Annotated in this window: 12 protein-coding genes; 3 read left to right on the top strand and 9 right to left on the bottom strand. The window is 67.5% G+C overall.

All coding sequences use genetic code 11. The features are described 5' to 3' along the window. Positions 1-116: 116 nt before the first annotated feature. Positions 117-6053 (bottom strand): hybrid sensor histidine kinase/response regulator, encoded by a 5937-nt coding sequence (locus FZ938_RS15265; RefSeq protein WP_211101069.1) that lies wholly within the window; start codon positions 6051-6053, stop codon positions 117-119. Between the two features lie 466 nt (positions 6054-6519). On the opposite strand from FZ938_RS15265, the gene FZ938_RS30550 reads away from it, so the two are divergent. From FZ938_RS30550 to FZ938_RS15250, 3 genes are all read left to right on the top strand, one after another. Continuing rightward, positions 6520-6729, top strand: coding sequence for a hypothetical protein (locus FZ938_RS30550; protein ID WP_174757006.1), 210 nt, complete (start codon positions 6520-6522; stop codon positions 6727-6729). Between the two features lie 97 nt (positions 6730-6826). Then, positions 6827-7774: a protein-methionine-sulfoxide reductase catalytic subunit MsrP gene (msrP, locus tag FZ938_RS15255; RefSeq protein WP_149199320.1), complete on the top strand. Its 948-nt coding sequence runs from the start codon at positions 6827-6829 to the stop codon at positions 7772-7774. Between the two features lie 2 nt (positions 7775-7776). Beyond that, entirely contained in the window at positions 7777-8553 is a 777-nt protein-coding gene (locus FZ938_RS15250; RefSeq protein WP_149199319.1) for a protein-methionine-sulfoxide reductase heme-binding subunit MsrQ, read from the top strand. On the opposite strand, the gene FZ938_RS15245 is transcribed toward FZ938_RS15250, so the two are convergent. The 8 genes from FZ938_RS15245 to FZ938_RS15210 form a co-directional block, all read right to left on the bottom strand. Next, positions 8465-9142 carry a dienelactone hydrolase family protein gene (locus FZ938_RS15245; RefSeq protein ID WP_149199318.1) on the bottom strand — a complete coding sequence of 226 codons (678 nt, stop codon included), beginning with the start codon at positions 9140-9142 and terminating at the stop codon, positions 8465-8467. The genes FZ938_RS15250 and FZ938_RS15245 overlap by 89 nt on opposite strands. A gap of 192 nt (positions 9143-9334) precedes the next feature. Next, a complete protein-coding gene (locus tag FZ938_RS15240) occupies positions 9335-11374 on the bottom strand; it encodes an AsmA family protein (RefSeq protein ID WP_149199317.1) in 2040 nt (679 codons plus the stop codon). A 72-nt stretch (positions 11375-11446) separates the two neighbouring features. Next, positions 11447-13228, bottom strand: coding sequence for a SulP family inorganic anion transporter (locus FZ938_RS15235; protein WP_149199316.1), 1782 nt, complete (start codon positions 13226-13228; stop codon positions 11447-11449). Positions 13229-13310: 82 nt separating this feature from the next. Further along, on the bottom strand, positions 13311-13571 hold the full coding sequence (locus FZ938_RS15230) for a helix-turn-helix domain-containing protein (RefSeq protein WP_149199315.1): 261 nt from the start codon (positions 13569-13571) through the stop codon (positions 13311-13313). A 123-nt stretch (positions 13572-13694) separates the two neighbouring features. Continuing rightward, positions 13695-15056, bottom strand: coding sequence for an FAD/NAD(P)-dependent oxidoreductase (locus FZ938_RS15225; protein WP_149199314.1), 1362 nt, complete (start codon positions 15054-15056; stop codon positions 13695-13697). Further along, positions 15053-15382 (bottom strand): (2Fe-2S)-binding protein, encoded by a 330-nt coding sequence (locus tag FZ938_RS15220; protein WP_149199313.1) that lies wholly within the window; start codon positions 15380-15382, stop codon positions 15053-15055. The genes FZ938_RS15225 and FZ938_RS15220 overlap by 4 nt, the downstream gene beginning before the upstream one ends. Further along, on the bottom strand, positions 15379-17355 hold the full coding sequence (locus tag FZ938_RS15215) for a hydantoinase B/oxoprolinase family protein (protein ID WP_211101068.1): 1977 nt from the start codon (positions 17353-17355) through the stop codon (positions 15379-15381). The genes FZ938_RS15220 and FZ938_RS15215 overlap by 4 nt, the downstream gene beginning before the upstream one ends. A gap of 17 nt (positions 17356-17372) precedes the next feature. Then, on the bottom strand, positions 17373-19421 hold the full coding sequence (locus FZ938_RS15210; RefSeq protein ID WP_149199311.1) for a hydantoinase/oxoprolinase family protein: 2049 nt from the start codon (positions 19419-19421) through the stop codon (positions 17373-17375). Positions 19422-19513: the final 92 nt, after the last annotated feature.

Here is a 19513-nt window from a genome sequence, read left to right as displayed (position 1 = left end):
CGGGACGCTGGTGGTGCCGAGCAGCGTCGACCGGCGGACCGGCGGTATCGGACAGGCGGGCGGCGGAACGAAGGGCGCGCGCCGCCCCCTCCGCGCCGTCTGGAGCTTGCGCCGGGTCATGGCTGCACCCCGCCGCGCGCCTGCGGCCGGCTGCCCTTGGCGGTCCAGATCCGCAACAGCGACAGCAGATGGTCGATGTCCACCGGCTTGGCGATGTAGTCGGTCGCTCCGGCGTCGATGCATTTGTCGCGGTCGCCCTTCATCGCCTTGGCGGTGACGGCGATCATCGGCAGGCTGCGGAACTCCTCGATGCCGCGGATCGCGCGCATGGTCTCATAGCCGTCCATCTCCGGCATCATGATGTCGACCAGCACCACGTCCACGTTGGGGTCGGCACGGAGCCGCTCGATGCCCTCGCGCCCGCTTTCGGCATGCAGGACCTCGATCCTGTGGGCCTCCATGACGCTGGCGAGCGAGAAGATGTTGCGGATGTCGTCGTCGATCACCAGCACCCGCTTGCCGGCCAGCGACGGGTCGTGCTGGCGCAAGTCCAGGATGCTGCGCCGCTTCTCGTCGGGCAGCCGGTCGACGGCCCGGTGCAGGAACAGCGCCGTCTCGTCCAGCAGCCCGGCCGGCGACCGCGCGCTCTTCAGCACCACCGTCTCGGCCAGCCGGCGCAGCCGTGCCTCGTCCTCCGCCGCGATGTCGGCGGCGACATAGACCACCACCGGCATCCAGGTGAGCGTGTCGCGGGTACGCAGCCATTCGATCAGCTCGAAATCGACCGTGACCGGTCCGGACAAGGTCGGGCTGGACAGGTCCAGCACCATGCAGTCGAAGCGGTCGGCCGTCAGCGCCGCCATCGCCGCCTCGATCGAGGTGACGGTGTGCGTCTCCACGTCGCCGTTGCCGATCAGGGCGGCGACGGCGCCCGGCTGCGGGCTGTCCTTCTCCACCACCAGCAACTTGCGATGGTCGCGTTCCTTGAAGCTCTTCACCCGGTTCAGTGCGTCGAAGATCGCCTCGCGCTCGACCGGCTTTTCCGAATAGTCGAAGGCGCCCATCGACAGGCCGCGCCGCCGCTCGTCCTTGGCGGAGATGACGTGGACCGGGATGTGGCGGGTCTGCGGATCGCGTTTCAGCAGGTCGAGCAGCGCCCAGCCGTCCATGTCCGGCAACCCGATGTCGAGCAGTACGGCGTCCGGCCGGTATTTGCGGGCCAGCGGCAGCGCCGCCACCCCGCCGCTGGACAGGATGGTGCGGAACCCCTTTTCCCGCGCCAGATCGAGCAGGATGGAGGCGAAGGTGTTGTCATCCTCCACGATCAGCACCACCGGCTCGCCTGGGCGCAGCTTTTCGCGGTCGTCGCCGCCCGGCTGCATGTCCAGGAGCGCCAAGCCCTCCTGCGGGCCGGACGCCACCACCGGCCAGGTCGCCGTCTCCGTCCGCTTGGGCAGAAGCCCGGCCGGCGCGGGCGAGGTGCCGATTGCCGCGCTGGCCGCGGCGACGGCGGGGGCGCTCAGCGGAGCGATGGCTTCCGCCACGGTGGCGAAGCTGCGCGGGACGAACAGCGTGAAGGCACTGCCCTGGCCGGGCGTGCTGGCGACGCGGATTTCGCCGCCCAGCAGCCGGGCGATCTCGCGACTGATCGACAGCCCCAGGCCGGTGCCGCCATATTTGCGGCTGGTGGTGCCGTCGGCCTGCTGGAACGCCTCGAAGATGATGCGCTGCTTGTCCTCGGGGATGCCGATGCCGGTGTCGATGACGGTGAAGGCCAGCACCGACGATGCGGCCCCCAGCGTCGGGTGCGCCGCGCTCCAGCCTTCCGTGGCCGGGGCGACGCGGAAGGTGATGCCGCCACTCTCGGTGAACTTGAAGGCGTTCGACAGCAGGTTGTTCAGCACCTGGGCCAGCCGCTTCTCGTCGGTCTGGACGCTGGCGGGCAGCGCCTCGTCCATCTCGATTGTGAAGGCCAGCTTCTTCTCCTGAGCCAATTGCGAGAAGGTCCGCTCCACATGGTTGCGCAGGTCGCCCAGCACGACCTCGCCGATCTCCAGCGTCACGGTGCCGGATTCGATCTTCGACAGGTCGAGAATGTCGTTGATCAGCCCCAGCAGGTCCGATCCGGCGGAATGGATGGTGCGGGCGAACTCCACCTGGCGGTCCGACAGGTTGGTGTCGGGGTTGTCGGCCAGCAGCTTCGACAGGATCAGCAGACTGTTCAGCGGCGTGCGCAACTCGTGGCTCATGTTCGCCAGGAACTGCGACTTGTATTTGGAGGTCAAGGCGAGCTGTTCCGCCTTCTCCTCCAGCGCCGCCTTGGCGAGCACGACCTCGCGGTTCTTGCGCTCGACCTCGATGTTCTGCTTCTCCAGCTGTTCGGCCTTTTCCTCCAGAGCCTCGTTGGTGGTGGTCAGCTTTTCCTGCTGGGCCTTCAGCAGCTCTTCCGACTTGCGCAGCGACGCGGCCTGCTGTTCCAGCCGCTCGTTGGTGGTCTTCAGCTCCTCCTGCTGGCTCTGCAATTCGGTGGTCAGCCGCTGCGACTGCTTCAGCAGACCTTCGGTGCGCATGTTGGCGGCGATGGTGTTCAGAACGATGCCGATGCTCTCGGTCAGCTGCTCCAGGAAGCTCTGGTGCGTCTCGCTGAAGCGGCCGAAGCTCGCCAGCTCGATCACCGCCTTCACGTCGTCCTCGAACAGCACCGGCAGGACGATGATGTTCAGCGGCGGCGCCTCGCCCAGGCCGGAGCTGATCGACACATAGTCGCGCGGCACATTGGTCAGCAGGATGCGCTTCTTCTCGTAGGCGCACTGCCCGACCAGACCTTCCTTCAGATGGAAGCGGTTGGACAGGTTCTTGCGCTCCTTCAGCGCGTAGGAGGCGACCAGCTCCAGCAGCGGCTCGTCGCGGTCGCGGGTGGCGACATAGAAGACGCCGTGCTGCGCATTCACCAGCGGGGCGATCTCCGACAGGATCATGTTGGAGACGGTGACCAGATCGCGTTCGCCCTGCAGCATGCGGGTGAATTTGGCGAGGTTGGTCTTCAGCCAGTCCTGTTCCGCATTCTTCAGCGTCGTGTCGCGAAGATTGCGGATCATCTCGTTGATGTTGTCCTTCAGCGCCGCGACCTCGCCCATCGCCTCCACGGTGATGGACCGGGTCAGGTCGCCCTTGGTCACCGCGGTGGCGACCTCGGCGATGGCGCGCACCTGGGTGGTCAGGTTGGCGGCCAGCTGGTTCACGTTCTCCGTCAGATCCTTCCACAGGCCGGCGGCGCCCGGCACGCGGGCCTGACCGCCCAGCTTGCCTTCGATGCCCACCTCGCGCGCCACGTTGGTGACCTGATCGGCGAAGGTCGCCAGCGTGTCGATCATGCCGTTGATGGTGTTGGCCAGCGCCGCGATCTCGCCCTTGGCGTCCACCGCCAGCTTGCGCTTGAGGTCGCCGTCGGCGACCGCGGTGACGACGCTGGCGATACCGCGCACCTGACCGGTCAGGTTGGCCGCCATCATGTTCACATTGTCGGTCAGATCCTTCCAGGTACCGCCGACACCCTCCACCTTCGCCTGACCGCCCAGCTTGCCTTCGGAGCCCACCTCGCGCGCCACGCGCGTCACTTCCGAGGCGAAGCTGTTCAGCTGATCCACCATGGTGTTGATGGTGGATTTCAGTTCGAAGATCTCGCCCTTCACGTCGACGGTGATCTTCTTCGACAGGTCGCCCTTGGCGACCGCGGTGGTGACTTCGGCGATGTTGCGGACCTGACCGGTCAGGTTGGCCGCCATCATGTTCACGTTGTCGGTCAGATCCTTCCAGGTGCCGGCGACGCCCTTCACCTGGGCCTGACCGCCCAGCTTGCCCTCGATGCCCACTTCGCGCGCCACGCGGGCGACTTCGGAGGCGAAACTGTTCAGCTGATCCACCATGGTGTTGATGGTGGATTTCAGCTCCAGAATCTCGCCCTTCACGTCGACGGTGATCTTCTTCGACAGGTCGCCGTTCGCGACCGCGGTGGTCACCTCCGCGATGTTGCGCACCTGACCCGTCAGGTTGGTCGCCATCGCGTTCACATTGTCGGTCAGGTCCTTCCAGGTTCCGGCAACGCCCTTCACCTGGGCCTGACCGCCCAGCTTGCCTTCCGAACCCACTTCCCTGGCGACGCGCGTCACTTCCGAGGCGAAGCTGTTCAGCTGGTCCACCATGGTGTTGATGGTGGATTTCAGCTCAAGAATTTCGCCCTTCACATCGACGGTGATCTTCTTCGACAGGTCGCCGTTCGCGACCGCCGTCGTCACTTCGGCGATGTTGCGCACCTGACCCGTCAGGTTGGTCGCCATCGCGTTCACGCTGTCGGTCAAATCCTTCCAGGTGCCGCCGACACCCTTCACCTGTGCTTGGCCTCCCAGCTTGCCCTCGGAGCCCACCTCTCTCGCCACGCGCGTCACTTCCGACGCGAAGCTGTTCAACTGGTCCACCATGGTGTTGATGGTGTTCTTCAACTCCAGGATTTCGCCCTTCACCGGCACGGTGATCTTCTTCGACAAATCGCCGTTGGCGACCGCCGTCGTCACGTCGGCGATGTTGCGGACCTGACCCGTGAGGTTTGCCGCCATCAAATTCACGCTGTCGGTCAGATCCTTCCAGGTGCCGCCGACGCCTTCCACACGCGCCTGACCGCCCAGCTTGCCTTCGGAGCCCACCTCACGTGCGACGCGCGTCACTTCCGAAGCAAAGCTGTTCAGCTGGTCCACCATGGTGTTGATGGTGGATTTCAACTCCAGAATCTCGCCCTTCACATCGACGGTGATCTTCTTCGACAGGTCACCCGTCGCGACGGCGGTGGTCACGTCGGCGATGTTGCGGACCTGACCCGTGAGGTTGGCCGCCATCATGTTCACGCTGTCGGTCAGGTCCTTCCAAGTACCGCCGACGCCCTCCACCTTGGCCTGACCGCCCAGCTTGCCTTCGGAGCCCACCTCGCGCGCCACGCGCGTCACTTCCGAGGCGAAGCTGTTCAGCTGGTCCACCATGGTGTTGATGGTGGATTTCAACTCCAGAATCTCGCCCTTAACGTCGACGGTGATCTTCTTCGACAAGTCGCCCTTGGCGACCGCGGTGGTCACCTCCGCGATGTTGCGGACCTGACCGGTCAGGTTCTCCGCCATCATGTTCACGTTGTCGGTCAGGTCCTTCCAGGTACCGCCGACACCCTCCACCTTGGCCTGACCGCCCAACTTGCCTTCGGAGCCCACCTCGCGCGCCACGCGCGTCACTTCCGAGGCGAAGCTGTTCAACTGGTCCACCATGGTGTTGATGGTGGATTTCAGTTCAAGAATTTCGCCCTTCACGTCGACGGTGATCTTCTTCGACAAGTCGCCCTTGGCGACCGCCGTGGTCACTTCGGCGATGTTGCGGACCTGACCGGTCAGGTTGGCCGCCATCACGTTGACGTTCTCGGTCAAATCCTTCCAGGTGCCGGCAACCCCCTTCACCTGGGCCTGACCGCCCAGCTTACCCTCGATCCCGACCTCGCGCGCCACGCGGGTCAGTTCGGTGGTGACGGTGACGAGCTGCTCAACCATGGTGTTGACGTTGCGGGCGGTGCGCAGGAACTCGCCCTGCAGCGGGCGGCCTTCGATTTCCAGCGCCATGGTCTTGGACAGGTCGCCCTTGGCGACGGCACCGATGACGCGGGCGATTTCCGTCGTCGGCTGGATCATGTCGCCGACCAGCGTGTTGATGCTGTCGACGCAGGTTTCCCACCCGCCCGACGCGTTGTTCAGCTTGGCGCGCTGGCTGATGCGGCCTTCCTTGCCGATGGCGACGCTGAGCCGGCTGGTCTCGGTGGTCAGATTGTGGTTCAGTTCGACCACATCGTTGAAGGCGGCGGCGATCTCGCCATCGATCCCGGTGAGGTCGAGCGGCAGCCGCACCGAGAAATCGCCCTTGCGCAGTTGCCGCAGGGCCATCAGCAGAACCTTCGGATCCAACGCATCCGCCGTCTCGACCATCGCCGTCATGCCGTTCCCCAATCCGCGCGCCGAGCCCACCATGGACCGCGCTCCGCCCATCCCCGAAATCGCTCTGCAAAACCGCTTTGTCGCGCGGTCGAAGAAAACGCAAGCCAACACAACCGGAATGCCGAATACCCGCAATAGGGCTGTGCGTACACCACTCCAGTCCGAAGAGTGGCTGCGCAGTCCTACAGCCCCGCACGATGAAGTAAAGGCGATTCCGGTCAATTTAGCCTTTCGTAGGCGGCCCAAATTCGTGCGGAAGGATTATGCCTATGACTTATGACGGAGACGGCCGGTTCTTGAGCTTAACCGGCCTCATCAGCTCATTCATTCAGCCGAATGACCATTGCGCACCAAGCGGGTACCGGAACGATTCACCCGTTGTCATCGTTAAGGATCCAGCCACGGCGGGTCTTTCCGGCACCGGCCGCCTGGCGCGGGGCAAGACAACACAACCTTCTTCACAGCCCGGGGCTTGGCCATGACTCTGTGGACATTTACCATGCAGGCTTCGATGTGCTGCATGCTCTCTTGGATGCGCGCCTGCCACCAGGGCGTGGCCTTTGCCCATTCTTTCGCCGGAATGCCCGGATTGCCGATGCTCAACCCGCCGCGCCCTCCGGCCGACGTCCTGCCCTTTCCGGCGCGGCGCGCGGCGCGCGGCGGCGGGCTCGGCGGACCGGCAGTGGTGATCCCGCTGGGACGGCGCTGAATCCCCGCTCACGCAATCGTGTAGACCCTGTGATTTGCCGGCGGCCGGCTGCAGACCTATGGTTAGTGGCAGGAATGGTCCGTTCGGGAGAGGGTCGATGCTGTTCAAATTCCCCACCGCGTCGCAAGCGCGCGAAGACGAGGTGACGCCACGGGAGCTTTTCCTGTCGCGCCGCAGCCTTATGGCCGGTGGCGCCGCCGCGATGGCGCTTGGCAGCCTGCCGGTGTGGAACGGCAACGCTCTGGCCGCCGCCTTCGAGGCGCAGACCACGATCAAGCCGGCCGATCCCAAGTTCGATCCGACGACGCCGATGAAGTCGGCCACCACCTACAACAACTTTTACGAGTTCGGCACCGGCAAGAGCGATCCGGCCGAGAATGCCGGCACGCTGAAGACCCGCCCGTGGGAGATCGCCATCGGCGGCGAGGTCGCCAAGCCGATGACCATCGGCATCGAGGACATGCTGAAATTCCCGATGGAGGAGCGCATCTATCGCCTGCGTTGCGTCGAAGGCTGGTCGATGGTGATCCCCTGGGTCGGTTTCCCGCTGGCCGAGCTGCTGAAGCGGGTGGAGCCGACCGGCAACGCCAAATACGTCGCCTTCCAGACCCTGAACGATCCCAAGCAGATGCCGGGCCTGCGCTCCTGGGTGCTGGACTGGCCCTATACCGAGGGGCTGCGGCTGGACGAGGCGATGCACCCCCTGGCCTTGCTTGCCGTCGGCATGTATGGCGAGGTTCTGCCCAATCAGAACGGCGCACCGATTCGGCTGGTGGTGCCGTGGAAATACGGCTTCAAGTCGATCAAGTCGATCGTCAAGATCACGCTGACGAAGGACCAGCCGGCGACCGCCTGGAACAAGTCGCAGCCGCGTGAGTACGGTTTCTACTCCAACGTCAATCCGGAGGTCGACCACCCGCGCTGGAGCCAGGCGACGGAACGGCGGGTCGGCGAATTCTCCCGCCGCAAGACGCTGCCCTTCAACGGCTATGGCGAAGAGGTCGCGTCGCTCTATGCCGGGATGGACCTGAAAGCGAATTTCTGACGATGGCCGACTCCATAGCCTCCGCCGGCAGCGTCGATTGGCGCGCCGCCGCCAATGCCGTCCTTGCGTCCCGCTGGGCCAAGCCGGTCGTCTTCACCGCCGCCCTTGTTCCCCTGGTCTGGACCGTCTGGCTCGCCTACACCGGCGAACTGGGGGCCGAACCGGTGCTGGAAAGCGTCAAGGCCAGCGGGCTCTGGGCTCTGCGCTTTCTGCTGATCGCGTTGGCGCTGACGCCGCTGCGCATGCTGACGGGCGTGGCCGGGCTGGCGCGCTTCCGCCGGATGCTGGGTCTGTTCGCCTTCTTCTACGCCTGCGTCCACCTGTCCACATACATCGGGCTGGACCAGTTCTTCGACTGGCCGGCGATCTGGAAGGACATCGTCAAGCGGCCCTACATCACGGTCGGCATGGGCGCCTTCCTGATCCTGACGACGCTGGCCGCCACCTCCACCGACGGCATGGTCAAGCGATTGGGCGGCAAGAACTGGCGCGCCCTGCACCGGTGCGTGTTCATCGCCGGGCTGGCCGGCTGCCTGCACTTCATCATGCTGGTGAAGGGCTGGCAGACGACGCCGCTGATCTATGCACTGATCTGCATCGGGCTGCTGGCCTTCCGCCGCTGGCCGATCCGGCTGGGACGGCAGACGGACAGGCGGCGGAAGGACGCAAAGCCGATCGGAACGCGGCCGGTCAGAACACCGCCCGCAACAGCCCTACGGTCCGGCGAAGCGCCAGAACCGCGCTTTCCGGATGGAAGCTCCCCCGCTCGTCGCAGTTGAAGCCGTGGCCGGCCGGATAGACATGCACCGGCACCCACGGATAGCGCGAGCTTACCCCCTCGGCGACCGACAGCGGGATGGCGTGGTCCTGCTCGCCGAAATGCAGCAGGGTCGGCACCCGTGGGGCGCTGTCCAGCGTCTTGCCGATCTCCCCGCCGTAATAGCCGATGGCCGCGCGCACGGGCAGAGCCGAGGCCGCCGCCCAGGCGATGCTGCCGCCCCAGCAATAGCCGACGATGGCGGCCGAACCGTCACCGCCCAGATGGGCCAGCGCAGCGGCGACGTCCTGCAAGGCATCGGCGGTCGCGACCGCGCTCTTCAGCGCGATGCCCCTCTGGATGCCGGCATCGTCATAGGGCAATTCGACCCCGCGCTCGGCCCGGTCGAAAAGGTCGGGCGCCACGGTGGTGAAGCCCTGCTTGGCGAAGCCATCGCAGACGCTGCGGATGTGGTGGTTGATGCCGAAGATTTCCGGCGCCACGATCAGGCGCCCGATCTCCTCGCCCTTGGCCGGCGCCCGATAGGCGCGCATCCGGTGGCCGTCCGCCGCCGTCAACTCGATCCAGCCGGCGGCTGATGCGTCACTCATGTCCCGAACCCTCATCTTGCGAGACCGTCCAGGCGGTCATTGCCCAGGATCATAGGGCGCTGGACCGTTACGGCAACTGGCGACAGGGCAGCGGACCGCCGCGATGGTCATATCCACCCTTCCGTTCGTATTATTGTTCCGTCACAGCATGGATTGCGGCCAAGATTGCCGGCTCTGCCATTCCCGGCGTCCTCACCGGCCGAACAGGTCCTTGAGCGCCGGCGGCAGCTGACCGCCGGGAATCGGCAGGGGAAGGTTTCCCGCCGGCTTGTCGGCGGTGCCTGAATTGCCGGAATTGCCTGAGCCGAGGAAGCCGCCGAGGATGTCGGCCGGCGAGGCGCCTTCCTTCAGGCGTCTCACCGCCTCTGCGGCCTTCGCCGGATCCTTGATGGCCGATAGGGCGACCCCGCTGAAATCGGGTTGGATCGAGGGTGCGCCGAAGCTCCCCGTCACCAGGACGGGGATCGTCACGCCGGCCTTTTCGAATTGCCCGCCCTGCCCCTTCAGGCTGGATGTCACGGTCGGATCGAGGCGGAGGTCCAGCCGCCGATCCGGCAGCGACACCGTGCCTTGTCCCTCCACGCGGAAGATCGGCGCCAGCATGCGCAGGTCGCCGGTGCGGGCCACGCCGTGATCGATGCGGAAGTTGCCTCCGAACTCGGCGAAGTCGGTTTCGCGTGCAGCGGCCTGCAGTCGCCCGGTGGCGGCGGCGACGGGATCGCGGAGGATGGCCGCGATGTTGATCCCCCGCAGCGCACCGTCGCGGAACAGGATGTGGGTCGTGCCCATCAGGGCGGACACCAGCGCCTTCTGGCTGCCGCCGGCCGAGGTCACGTCGATGTCCAGCGCGGTGGTGCCGCGGATCACGTTGGTCCCGGCGAAGGTCGCCAGCACCTGTTCGGCCTGCAGGCCGTTGGCGGTCATCTTCAGAGCGTAGCTGGCCGGCTGCTTCGTAGCGTCCAACTTCACTGCGCTGCTGGTGCGGCCGCCGAAGGCGGAAAGGTCCGGCACATCGACCGCCAGAACGCCGTCCCGAAGGGCGATGCTGGTCCGGGTGGGCCCGATTTCGATGCCCCGGATTCTGGTCCCCTTGCTGTCGACGACCGCATCGAGGTTCAGACGCCGCAGCGACGAAACGTCGATCGGCTCGTCGCTCCAGCCGGCGTCGGCGGAACCGGGGCCCGATCCCTGGGCCGGTACACCACGGGCTGGAGCAGGGGCGGGAAGGAAGCGGTCGAGATCGATCGGATCGACCGACGCCCGCAGCGTCACGCCCGGCACCTTGCCGGACCAATCGGCGCGCACCGCACCGCTCGCCTTGGCATCGTCGAGCATCAGGTTGAAATCGTCCAGCGACGCCTGCGGCCCACCGAGGCCGGCCCTGCCGGTGAGATGGACCGTCCGCACCGGCAGCGTTCCCGCGTTCGGAACCCCCAGCCACCCGGCCAGGGCGGGAAGGTCGGGCACCGACGCTGTCAGCGGCCCGCCGGTACGACCGTCGGCCTCCGGTTTCGCATCCAGCTTGACCTCGAACAGGTCGGATGCCAGTTGCCCGCGCACCGCCGTCGGGTTGCCGGCGGCCAGCGCCCGCGGGGAGTCGATCTGGGCCGTCAGGGTCAGCGCACGGCCATTGACCGCGGCATGGCCTTCGATATTGGCCGGCGTGTCGAGATCGGGCATCGCCACCACGAGCGACCCATCCGACAGGGCGATGGACTGGCCGGACCGCTGGTCGGTGTAGCTGGCAACCACATTGCCGATGCGCACGTCGCCGAAACGCAGGTCGGGAAGCTCTTGCGTCTTCGCCCCGGCCGGACCGGCGGGCGGGGCAGCCCGGCCGCTTTCCTGGCCGCCGAAGTCCCAATTGCCGCGCCCGGCGGTGTCCGCCACCAGATTGGCCCGCAGGCCGTCGACATGCAGGCGCTCCAACTCCACGGTGCCGTGCAGCAGGGGCCACAGCGGCATTTCCAGCTCGGCGCTCCCGACCTCCACCATCGGCGGGCGTCCGCTGCCGGGCACATCGGACAAGGCCGCCGATGCGACCGCTGCTTTCAGACGCGGGAACAGGGTCATCGAGGCGATCCGGAGATCGAGATCGCGGCCGGTGCGCTCCTTCACCACCGCGGCGATGCGCTGGGCAATGAAATCGCCGGTCAGGACAAAGGGCAGAGCGGCCACCGCGACGACGACCATACCGACGATGACGGCCAGTGCGATCAGCAGCTTTCTCATGACGCCCCCCTCTGCCGCGGAGAGGGCACCGCTTGGACGGCGCCCGCCTCCCGAGCCGGACAACAGGCGATCCTACCCTTCGTTGCCCCGCCACGTCTCGGCGGATACGTCCGCCCCGGCGGTCATACGCCCATCGCTCCGCCGCAGCTTCCGCAGGCTGACCTCAATCGTCCGTTCGTAGGCGACGAGAGGCGGCTTGAGCCCATGGTTGAACAGGTCCTGCCGCAGCGCGTGGCTGGTCCCGGTCAGGATCACCTTCACGCCGCGCCGGGCCGCCTTGTGCGCCAGCCCTTCGATGGTGTTGGCGGCGGTGGAATCGAGAAACGGCACGGCACCGAAATCGACGATCAGCACCCGATGCGTGTCGGCGATCCGGTCGAGCACCGAGCCGATCGAGGCCGCCGCGCCGAAGAAGAACACGCCGGAGATCCGATAGATGACCACATCGGGATCGGCGGCGGCCTCATCGTAGGGCGTGCGGGCGGAGGAGGCGCCGTCGGGCCGATCCTCGGCGACGAACGGGGTCTGGCTTTCGATCGCCGTCACCTTCGACATGCGATGGATGAACAGCACCGAACCGAGCGCGAAGCCGATGACGATGGCTTCCGACAGACCGCGGAAGATGGTGAGCAGGAAGGTCGACAGCAGCACCGCGGCGTCCCCGCGCGAGGAACGCAACAGCAGCGCGAACGCCGGCTTCTCGACCATGTTCCAGGACACGACCGCCAGCACGCCGGCAAGGCTGGCGAGCGGAATGAAGCTGGCCAGCGGCGCCGCGACCAGCACGAAGACCAGCAGGAACGCGGAGTGCAGCATTCCGGAAACCGGCCCATGGGCACCGGCGCGAACATTGGTCGCCGTGCGGGCGATGGTGCCGGTGACGCAGAATCCGCCGAACAGGGCCGAGGCGACGTTGGCGGCGCCCTGCCCGACCAGTTCGCAGTTGGAGCGGTGGCGGCGCCCGGTCATGCCGTCGGCGACCACCGCCGAGAGCAGCGATTCGATGGAGCCGAGCAGCGCGAACGACACGGCGCTCGGCAGAACCGCTTGGATCTTGTCGAGAGAAATGGCCGGCAGGCTCGGCATCGGCAGGCCCGGCGGAATGCCGCCGAAATCGGTGCCGATCGTCGCGACCTTCAGGCCGAGGCCGGCGGTTACGGCGGCACTTCCGGCAACGGCGATCAGCATGCCCGGCCAGTGGGGTCGCAGGGCTTTCAGCCCGGTGATGATGCCGATCGACCCCAGGGCCAGCCCGACCGCCGCTGGGCTCGCCGTCGGCAGGCTCGACCACAGCACCGGCAGCTTGTCGAGCAGCGGTCCCGGCTCCGGCACGCCCAGGCGGAGCCCGAGCAGATCCTTGATCTGGCTGGCGAAGATGATGACGGCGATGCCGGCGGTGAAGCCGACCGTCACCGGATAGGGCATGAATTTGATATATGTGCCCAACTGGAGAAAGCCGATGGCCGCCAGTATCAGGCCGGACAGCATGGTGGCGAGGATCAGCCCGTCCATGCCGTGCGCCTGGACCGTGGCGGCGACCAGCACGATGAAGGCGCCGGCGGGACCGCCGATCTGGAACCGGCTGCCACCGAGAGCGGACACCAGAAAGCCGCCGAAGATCGCGGTGTAAAGCCCCTGGGCCGGCGACGCGCCGGACGCGATCGCGATCGCCATGGAAAGCGGAAGCGCGACGATGGCCACCGTCAGCCCGGCGATCGCATCGGCGCGGAAATTCGATAATCCGTACCCCTCGCGCAGAATGGTGACGAGCTTCGGGGTGAACAATTCGGCGAAGGTGGGCTGACGGGGTTTGGAGATTGGGGGCTGGGAAATCGGTTCGGTTCGGGCTGTCATCTGTCCGGCGGCCTTCAATAAGGCGGCGGGATCGTCGGCATCAGGTCGGCGGTCGCCGTCGCAGGTTCGATCGGGTGTGGCGTCAGGATTTTTCCGTCGGTGTCCTCAACCGGACGCCTCGGCCGCCGGCGATGCTCTGCGCATTCTCGCCGATCAGTTCGATTCCGGCTTGGGTGAGGGCTTCGACCACCTTGGTCAGGCTGTCGACCACGCCGCGCACGTTTCCGTCGCTCGCCTCCATGCGCTGAATGGTCGGAACGGACAGTCCGGCCATTTCGGCGAGTGTCTTCTGGTCGATCCCCAGGAGCGCCCGAGCGGCGCGCATCTGCGAAGCCGTGATCATCCTGCACACCACGCTGATACATCATTAGACATATTCAGATCATGCACAATCATGTTTTAAATATCAACATGGATATTCAGGGATGCAGCGGCGGGGGCCGGCCGGGTAGGCCCCCGCTGCGGCTCATTCCTCCTCCAGCAAGGCGCTGACCAGCGCCGGGCGCACGGGGGCCTGCGCGCGCAGACGCCCCACTTCTCCGGCGTGCGCAAGCCCGCCGGTGACGGCGATCAGATCGGCCGCCGCAAGCTGGCAATAGCGGCCCTGGCAACGCCCCATTCCGGCACGGCCCAGCGACTTCACCCGGTTGGCCTCCGCCCCGCCATAGGCGGCCGTTTCACGCACCGCGCCGGCCGTGATCCCCTCGCAACGGCAGAGAACGGCATCGTCCGGCAGGGCGCGCACCTGATCCGTCGGCCAGGGGAAGGCGCGGGCGATCCCGCGTGCGAAGCGCTCCAGCCGGTCGAGGCGCTTGAGGTCGGCAGCGGTATCCGGTGCCGGCAGGCCCAGATCGGACAGACAGGCGGCGGCGGCGAGACGCCCGGCGACCTCCGCCCCATCGGCCCCCAGCAGGCGCAGACCGTCGCCGGCCAGATAGACGCCGTCCCCGGCACGGCCCATCCGATCGGTGCAGGGCAACCATTGCGACCATGTCGCGTCGTAGGCGAACCGGCAGCCGGCGAGATCGGCAAGCTGGGTTTCCGCCTTCAGATGCCAGCCGAGCCCAACCGCGTCGCACGCCGTCCGCCGCGCCTGCTCGCCGGCATCCGTCCAGCGAATTGCCGTCACCCCGGTGTCCGACGCTTCAATTCCCTCCAGAACCACCCCGGCATGGTAGTGCCGCCCGAGCCGCGCCCGCATCGCCAGCCCTTGCAGGGCGAAGGACGGACGGACGGCAAGGTCGCGGAAGGCGGCGATCTGGGCGCGCATGCCGGCGGTGTCGAGGACCGCGGCGACCTCTGCCCCGGCTTTCAGCAGCTGCGTCGCCAGCAGGGTCAGCAGCGGCCCGGACCCGGCCAGCACGATCCGCCGCCCCATCGCCACACCCTGGGCCTTCAGCGCGATCTGCATCGCCCCCAGGCTGTAGACGCCGGGCGCCTGCCAACCCGGCAGCGGGGCAAGGCGGTCGGTCGCCCCGGTCGCCAGGATCAGCCGGTCGTAGCCGATCCGGCGGCTTCCGCTTTCGCCGACCGTGTGCAGCGTCCCGTCGGCCAGGGCGACGACTGACCGGCGTGGCAGATGGACGATGCGGCCGGCCGCCACCAGCCCGTCGAAGGCAGTGTGCAGCGCGACCGCCTTGCCGGCCTGCGAGCCATAGAGCGTCCCGGGCGGACGGATGAAGCCGTCGGGCGGGCGGCGGTAGATCTGCCCGCCGGCCCGCGCGCCCTCGTCGATCACCGTCGGGCACAGGCCGGCCGCCGCCAGCGTTTGGGCCGCACGGATCCCGGCGGGGCCGGCGCCGACGATCACAACCTGCGGCTCGGTCATGGCCAATCCCTCCGCGTCCGGGTCAGCAGCCGCATGCCCTCGGCCACCGGGGTGGAGCAGGCGCGGATGCGCGGCCCCTGCTCCTGCCAGATCCAGCAATCCTGGCACGCCCCCATCAGGCAGAAGCCGGCGCGCTGCTCCGGGCCGAATTCCGCCTGCCGCAGAGCCGGGGCGTTGGTGAGGATCGCCGTCAGCACCGTATCGCCGGTCAGCGCCATCCGCTCCGCCCCATCCAGCAGGAAGCGGACCGGCTGCCGCCCCGTCTCGGCCAGCCTGACCAGTCGGCCGCCGGGTTCCGGCGGGGCGCCGAACGCCGTCCCGCTCATTCCGCCGCCTCCCGGACCATGGCCTTGGAACGGGGCATCTCGGGGAAGCGGGCGTAGACCTCCTCCAGTGCGGCCTCCACCCCCTCGGCCCCGGAACGGCCGGACATGCGGCTGAAGATCTCCGTCTTGGCGAAGAAGCGCCAGTGGATCGGCAAGCCGTCCAGGGTCCGCGTCAGGAAATCATAGGCCTCAGGGGTCCATTGCCGCTCGTACCCTTCGCGTTCCGGCCCGAAATGGAAATGCCCGGTGGGCGACGGCCGGTCCGCGCGCAGCCGGTCGGTGGCCGCTGCGTCCAGCACGCCGTCGCGGATGACGACGCCATACTCCCGCTCCGCCGCCCCGACGGAGACGTAGCCGCGCGCCACGTCGCGGGCCACCCGCCATGCCTCCCGCGTGAAGGGATCGCCGCGACCGCCGCCGCCGGCCGACCGGATGTCCAGCACGTCGCCGGGTTGCAGCACCGCGGTGTCGATGTTGCCCAGCCGCCGTTCGCCCGGCGTGCCGGGATTGACCACCATGTCCGACAGCCCCGCCGCCCGGCCGCCCAGCACGCCCCAGGGGCGGAAGAAGCCACGGTCACGGTTGCGCGCGGTGATCCGGGTGTCGGGGGAGAAGACGCGGAAGGCCATGTGGGTGGCGAGCCCTCCACGCCAGCGGCCTGCCCCGCCGCTGTCGGTCGCCAGCCCGTAGCGGACGAACTCCACCGGGGTTTCCATCTCGGTGATCTCGATCGGCGTGTTCTTCAGATAGGCGGCGTCGGCCCCGGAGCCGTTTGTGCCGTCACGGTGCGGCATACCGCCGCCACCGCCGACCACCGGATTGACAGCGGCGATGATGCGGTTGCCCGTCCGCTCGTCGGTGGTCATCACGTTGACGATGCAGTTGTTGCCGGCCGGCGCCGCCGGAAGCCGCTCCGGCACCGCCTGGGAGAAGGCGCCGAAGATCACAGAGCGCAGCCGCGCGCAGGTCAGCGACCGCATCCCCACTGCCGCCGGGAAGGTCGGGTTCAGGACCGTCCCTTCCGGCGCAATGCAGGTGAAGGGCCGGGTCAATCCGGTGTTCAGCAGGATTTTCGGATTGAGGGTGTAGAGGACGTAATAGACGCCGACCAACAGGATGGTGTGCCGGGGATCGCCGCCCGACGGCACGTTGAGCGAGGAGGCGAGTTGCGGGTCCGACCCGGTGAAGTCCAGGATCGCCTCGTCGCCCCTGATTCTCAGGGTCAGCTTCAGGCGGCAGGGGTTGGCGGCGACCGAATCCTCGTCGGCGTAGTCGGCGAACACCCACTCCCCGTCGGGCATGGCGCGCAGGATGTCGCGGGCCTGCGCCTCGGCATGGTCCAGCAGCGCGTCGACACCATCGAGGAAGGCGGCCTTGCCGAACTTCTCCACCATGGCGAGGATCTTGCGCTCCCCGGTGTTGAGCGCGCCGACCAGGGCCTTGATGTCGCCGATGTTCAGGTCGGGTTTGCGGACGTTGGTGGTCATGATCCGCAGGATCTGCTCGTCGAACACCCCTTCGCGGACCAGCTTCATCGGCGGAAAGCGGATGCCTTCCTGATGGATTTCGGTCAGCGCCCGCGACAGCGAGGCCGGAACGGCGCCGCCCATGTCGGTGTTGTGGATGTGCCCGCCGGTCCAGGCGATGATCTCCCCATCGTAGAAGACCGGCTTCCACAGGTGAGTGTCGGGGGCGTGGGTCGCGACGAAGCCGGAATAGGGATCGTTGGTGAAGGCGACGTCGCCCGGCCGGTAATCCTCGATCATCTCGATGGTTCGGCCGTAGGTCAGGCCCGGATACCAGGTCGCCCCCAACTCCATCGGCACGCCGAAGGTCTCACCCCGGCGGTTCAGCAACATGACGGTGAAATCCTCCGTCTCCTTGACGAAGGCGGAATGGGCGGTGCGCTGCAGCGTGTGGGCCATGTTCTCGGCCGCCGAGCGCGCGTGGTTCGCCAGAACCTGAAGCTTCATTCGGTCAAACACAGCGATCACTCCGCAAAGGTCAGGTGGAGGTTGAGGTGCGCGTCGACACGGGCTTCGGTCCCGGCCGGGATGGCGAAGGTGGTGTCCTCCTGGGCAACGATGGCCGGCCCCTGGAAGCGCGATCCGGCCTGCAGGTCCGCTCGGCGATACAGCCCGACAGGGGTCACGACGCCGCCGGTGAAGACCGGGACGGTGCGCTCCGCCGACGCGGCGCGCGGCTCGTCCTGCGCGGTGGGGAAGTGCAGCGCCGGCCCGTTGCCGATGGCCGACAGGCGGAGGTTGACGATCTCGATCCGCCCATCGGGGTCGTCGAAGTCGTAAAGACGCGCGTGCGCCGCATGGAAGGCGGCGGCGATGGCGCCGGGGTCGTCTCCATCCAGCCAAGTGTGGTCCAACGGCGTCTCGATCTCATAGCTCTGGCCGGCATAGCGCATGTCGGCGACGATCATCAGCTCGACCGCGCCGGAATGGCCCTGGGCCGCGAGCCAGTCGCGCCCTTCCGCGCCCATCGCGGCGAAGGCTTCGCGCAGCGTCGGCATCAGCCCGGCATTCAATTCTGCGAACAGGGTGCGGACGAAATCGCCGCGCAGGTCGGCGACCAGCCCACCCAGTGCCGACACCACACCCGGCCAGCGCGGAGCGACGACGCGCGGCATCCCCAACTCACGCGCCAGGAACACTCCCAGCATCGGCCCGCCGCCGCCGAAGGGCATCAGCGCGAAGTCCCGCACGTCGACACCGGCACGCGCCGCCATCTTCTCGACCTCCGCGAACATTTCCGACACGGCGACGTCGAGGATGGCCTGCGCGGTGGCCTCCACCGAACGGCACAGCTCGTCGGCCAACCGCCGGACGGCGGCGCGGGCAAGATCGGCATCCATCCGCAGCTGCCCGTAGGCCATCTGGCTGTGGCCGAGCCAGCCGCACACCACCATCGCGTCGGTCACCGTCGCCCATTCGCCGCCACGGCCATAGCAGGCCGGACCCGGCGTCGATCCGGCCGACTCCGGCCCGACGCGCAGCACCCCCTGCCCGTCGACGCTGGCGATCGACCCGCCGCCGATGCCGATGGAGCTGACCGAAACCGATGGGATGTGCAGCGGAAACTCGCCGATCATCTCGCCGGTGCCGAACTGGGCCTGACCGTCGATGATGAGCGCGAAATCGGCCGAGGTGCCGCCGATGTCGAGCGTCAGGATACGCGGCTCTCCCGCCTGCCGGGCCAGCCACGCCGCGCCGTTGACGCCGGAGGCCGCACCGGACAGCAGCATGTGCACGCAGGCCCGCTTGCCCTCCGCCGCGTTCATCACGCCGCCGTTGGACTTGGTCAGCAGCGGACGGGCGGGCACCCCGCGTCCGGCCAGCCGCTCCTCCAGCGCCGACAGGTAGCCGGAAATCCGGGGATGGACATAGGCGTTCAGGATCGCGGTCGTCGTCCGCTCATACTCGCGGATCACCGGCCAAACCTCGGCGGAGGTGAAGACGAACAGGTCGGGGGCGAGCCGGGCGATCTCCTCCTTCACCGCATTCTCGTGGCCGCCGTCGCGCCAGGAATGGAGGAAGGCGACGACGACGCCCACCGCTCCCTTGGCCTTTAGGGCCGCCACGGCCTCGGCGACGGCCGCCCGGTCGGGAGCCTGCCGCTCCGTCCCATCCGACCGCAGGCGGGCCGGAATGCCGAAGATCATGTCGCGCGCCACAAGCTGGTCGGGGCGCGAGCAGAACAGCGAATAGGTGTCGGGCATGCGCAGCCGGGCGAGTTCGATCACATCCTCGAACCCCGCATTGGTCAGCAGCGCCAGCGGCGCGCCCTTGCGCTGGATCACCGTGTTCATCCCCACCGTCGTGCCATGCACGAAGCGGGTGACGGCGCGCGGGTCCATCCCTTCGCGCTCGGCCAGCAGGGTCAGTCCGGTCATCAGTTCCGCGCCGGGATCGTCCGGCGTCGTCAGCACCTTCAGCGACGCGACCCGGCCCGACCGGATGTCCAGCGCGCAGAAATCGATGAAGGTCCCGCCGATATCGACGCCGACCTTCCAATCGGCCTCACCCATGCCCCCGTCCATCTTTGCTCCCTTCCGCAAGTCAGCCTGTGCTGGGCAAAAAGCTGACATGGCGGGGCGAGGGCGGTCTAAGACCCAATGAA

Source organism: Azospirillum oryzae (assembly GCF_008364795.1).
Taxonomy (GTDB): Bacteria; Pseudomonadota; Alphaproteobacteria; order Azospirillales; family Azospirillaceae; genus Azospirillum; species Azospirillum oryzae.
Note: the sequence above shows the minus strand (reverse complement) of the source record. Positions and strands in the feature narration are given on the sequence as shown.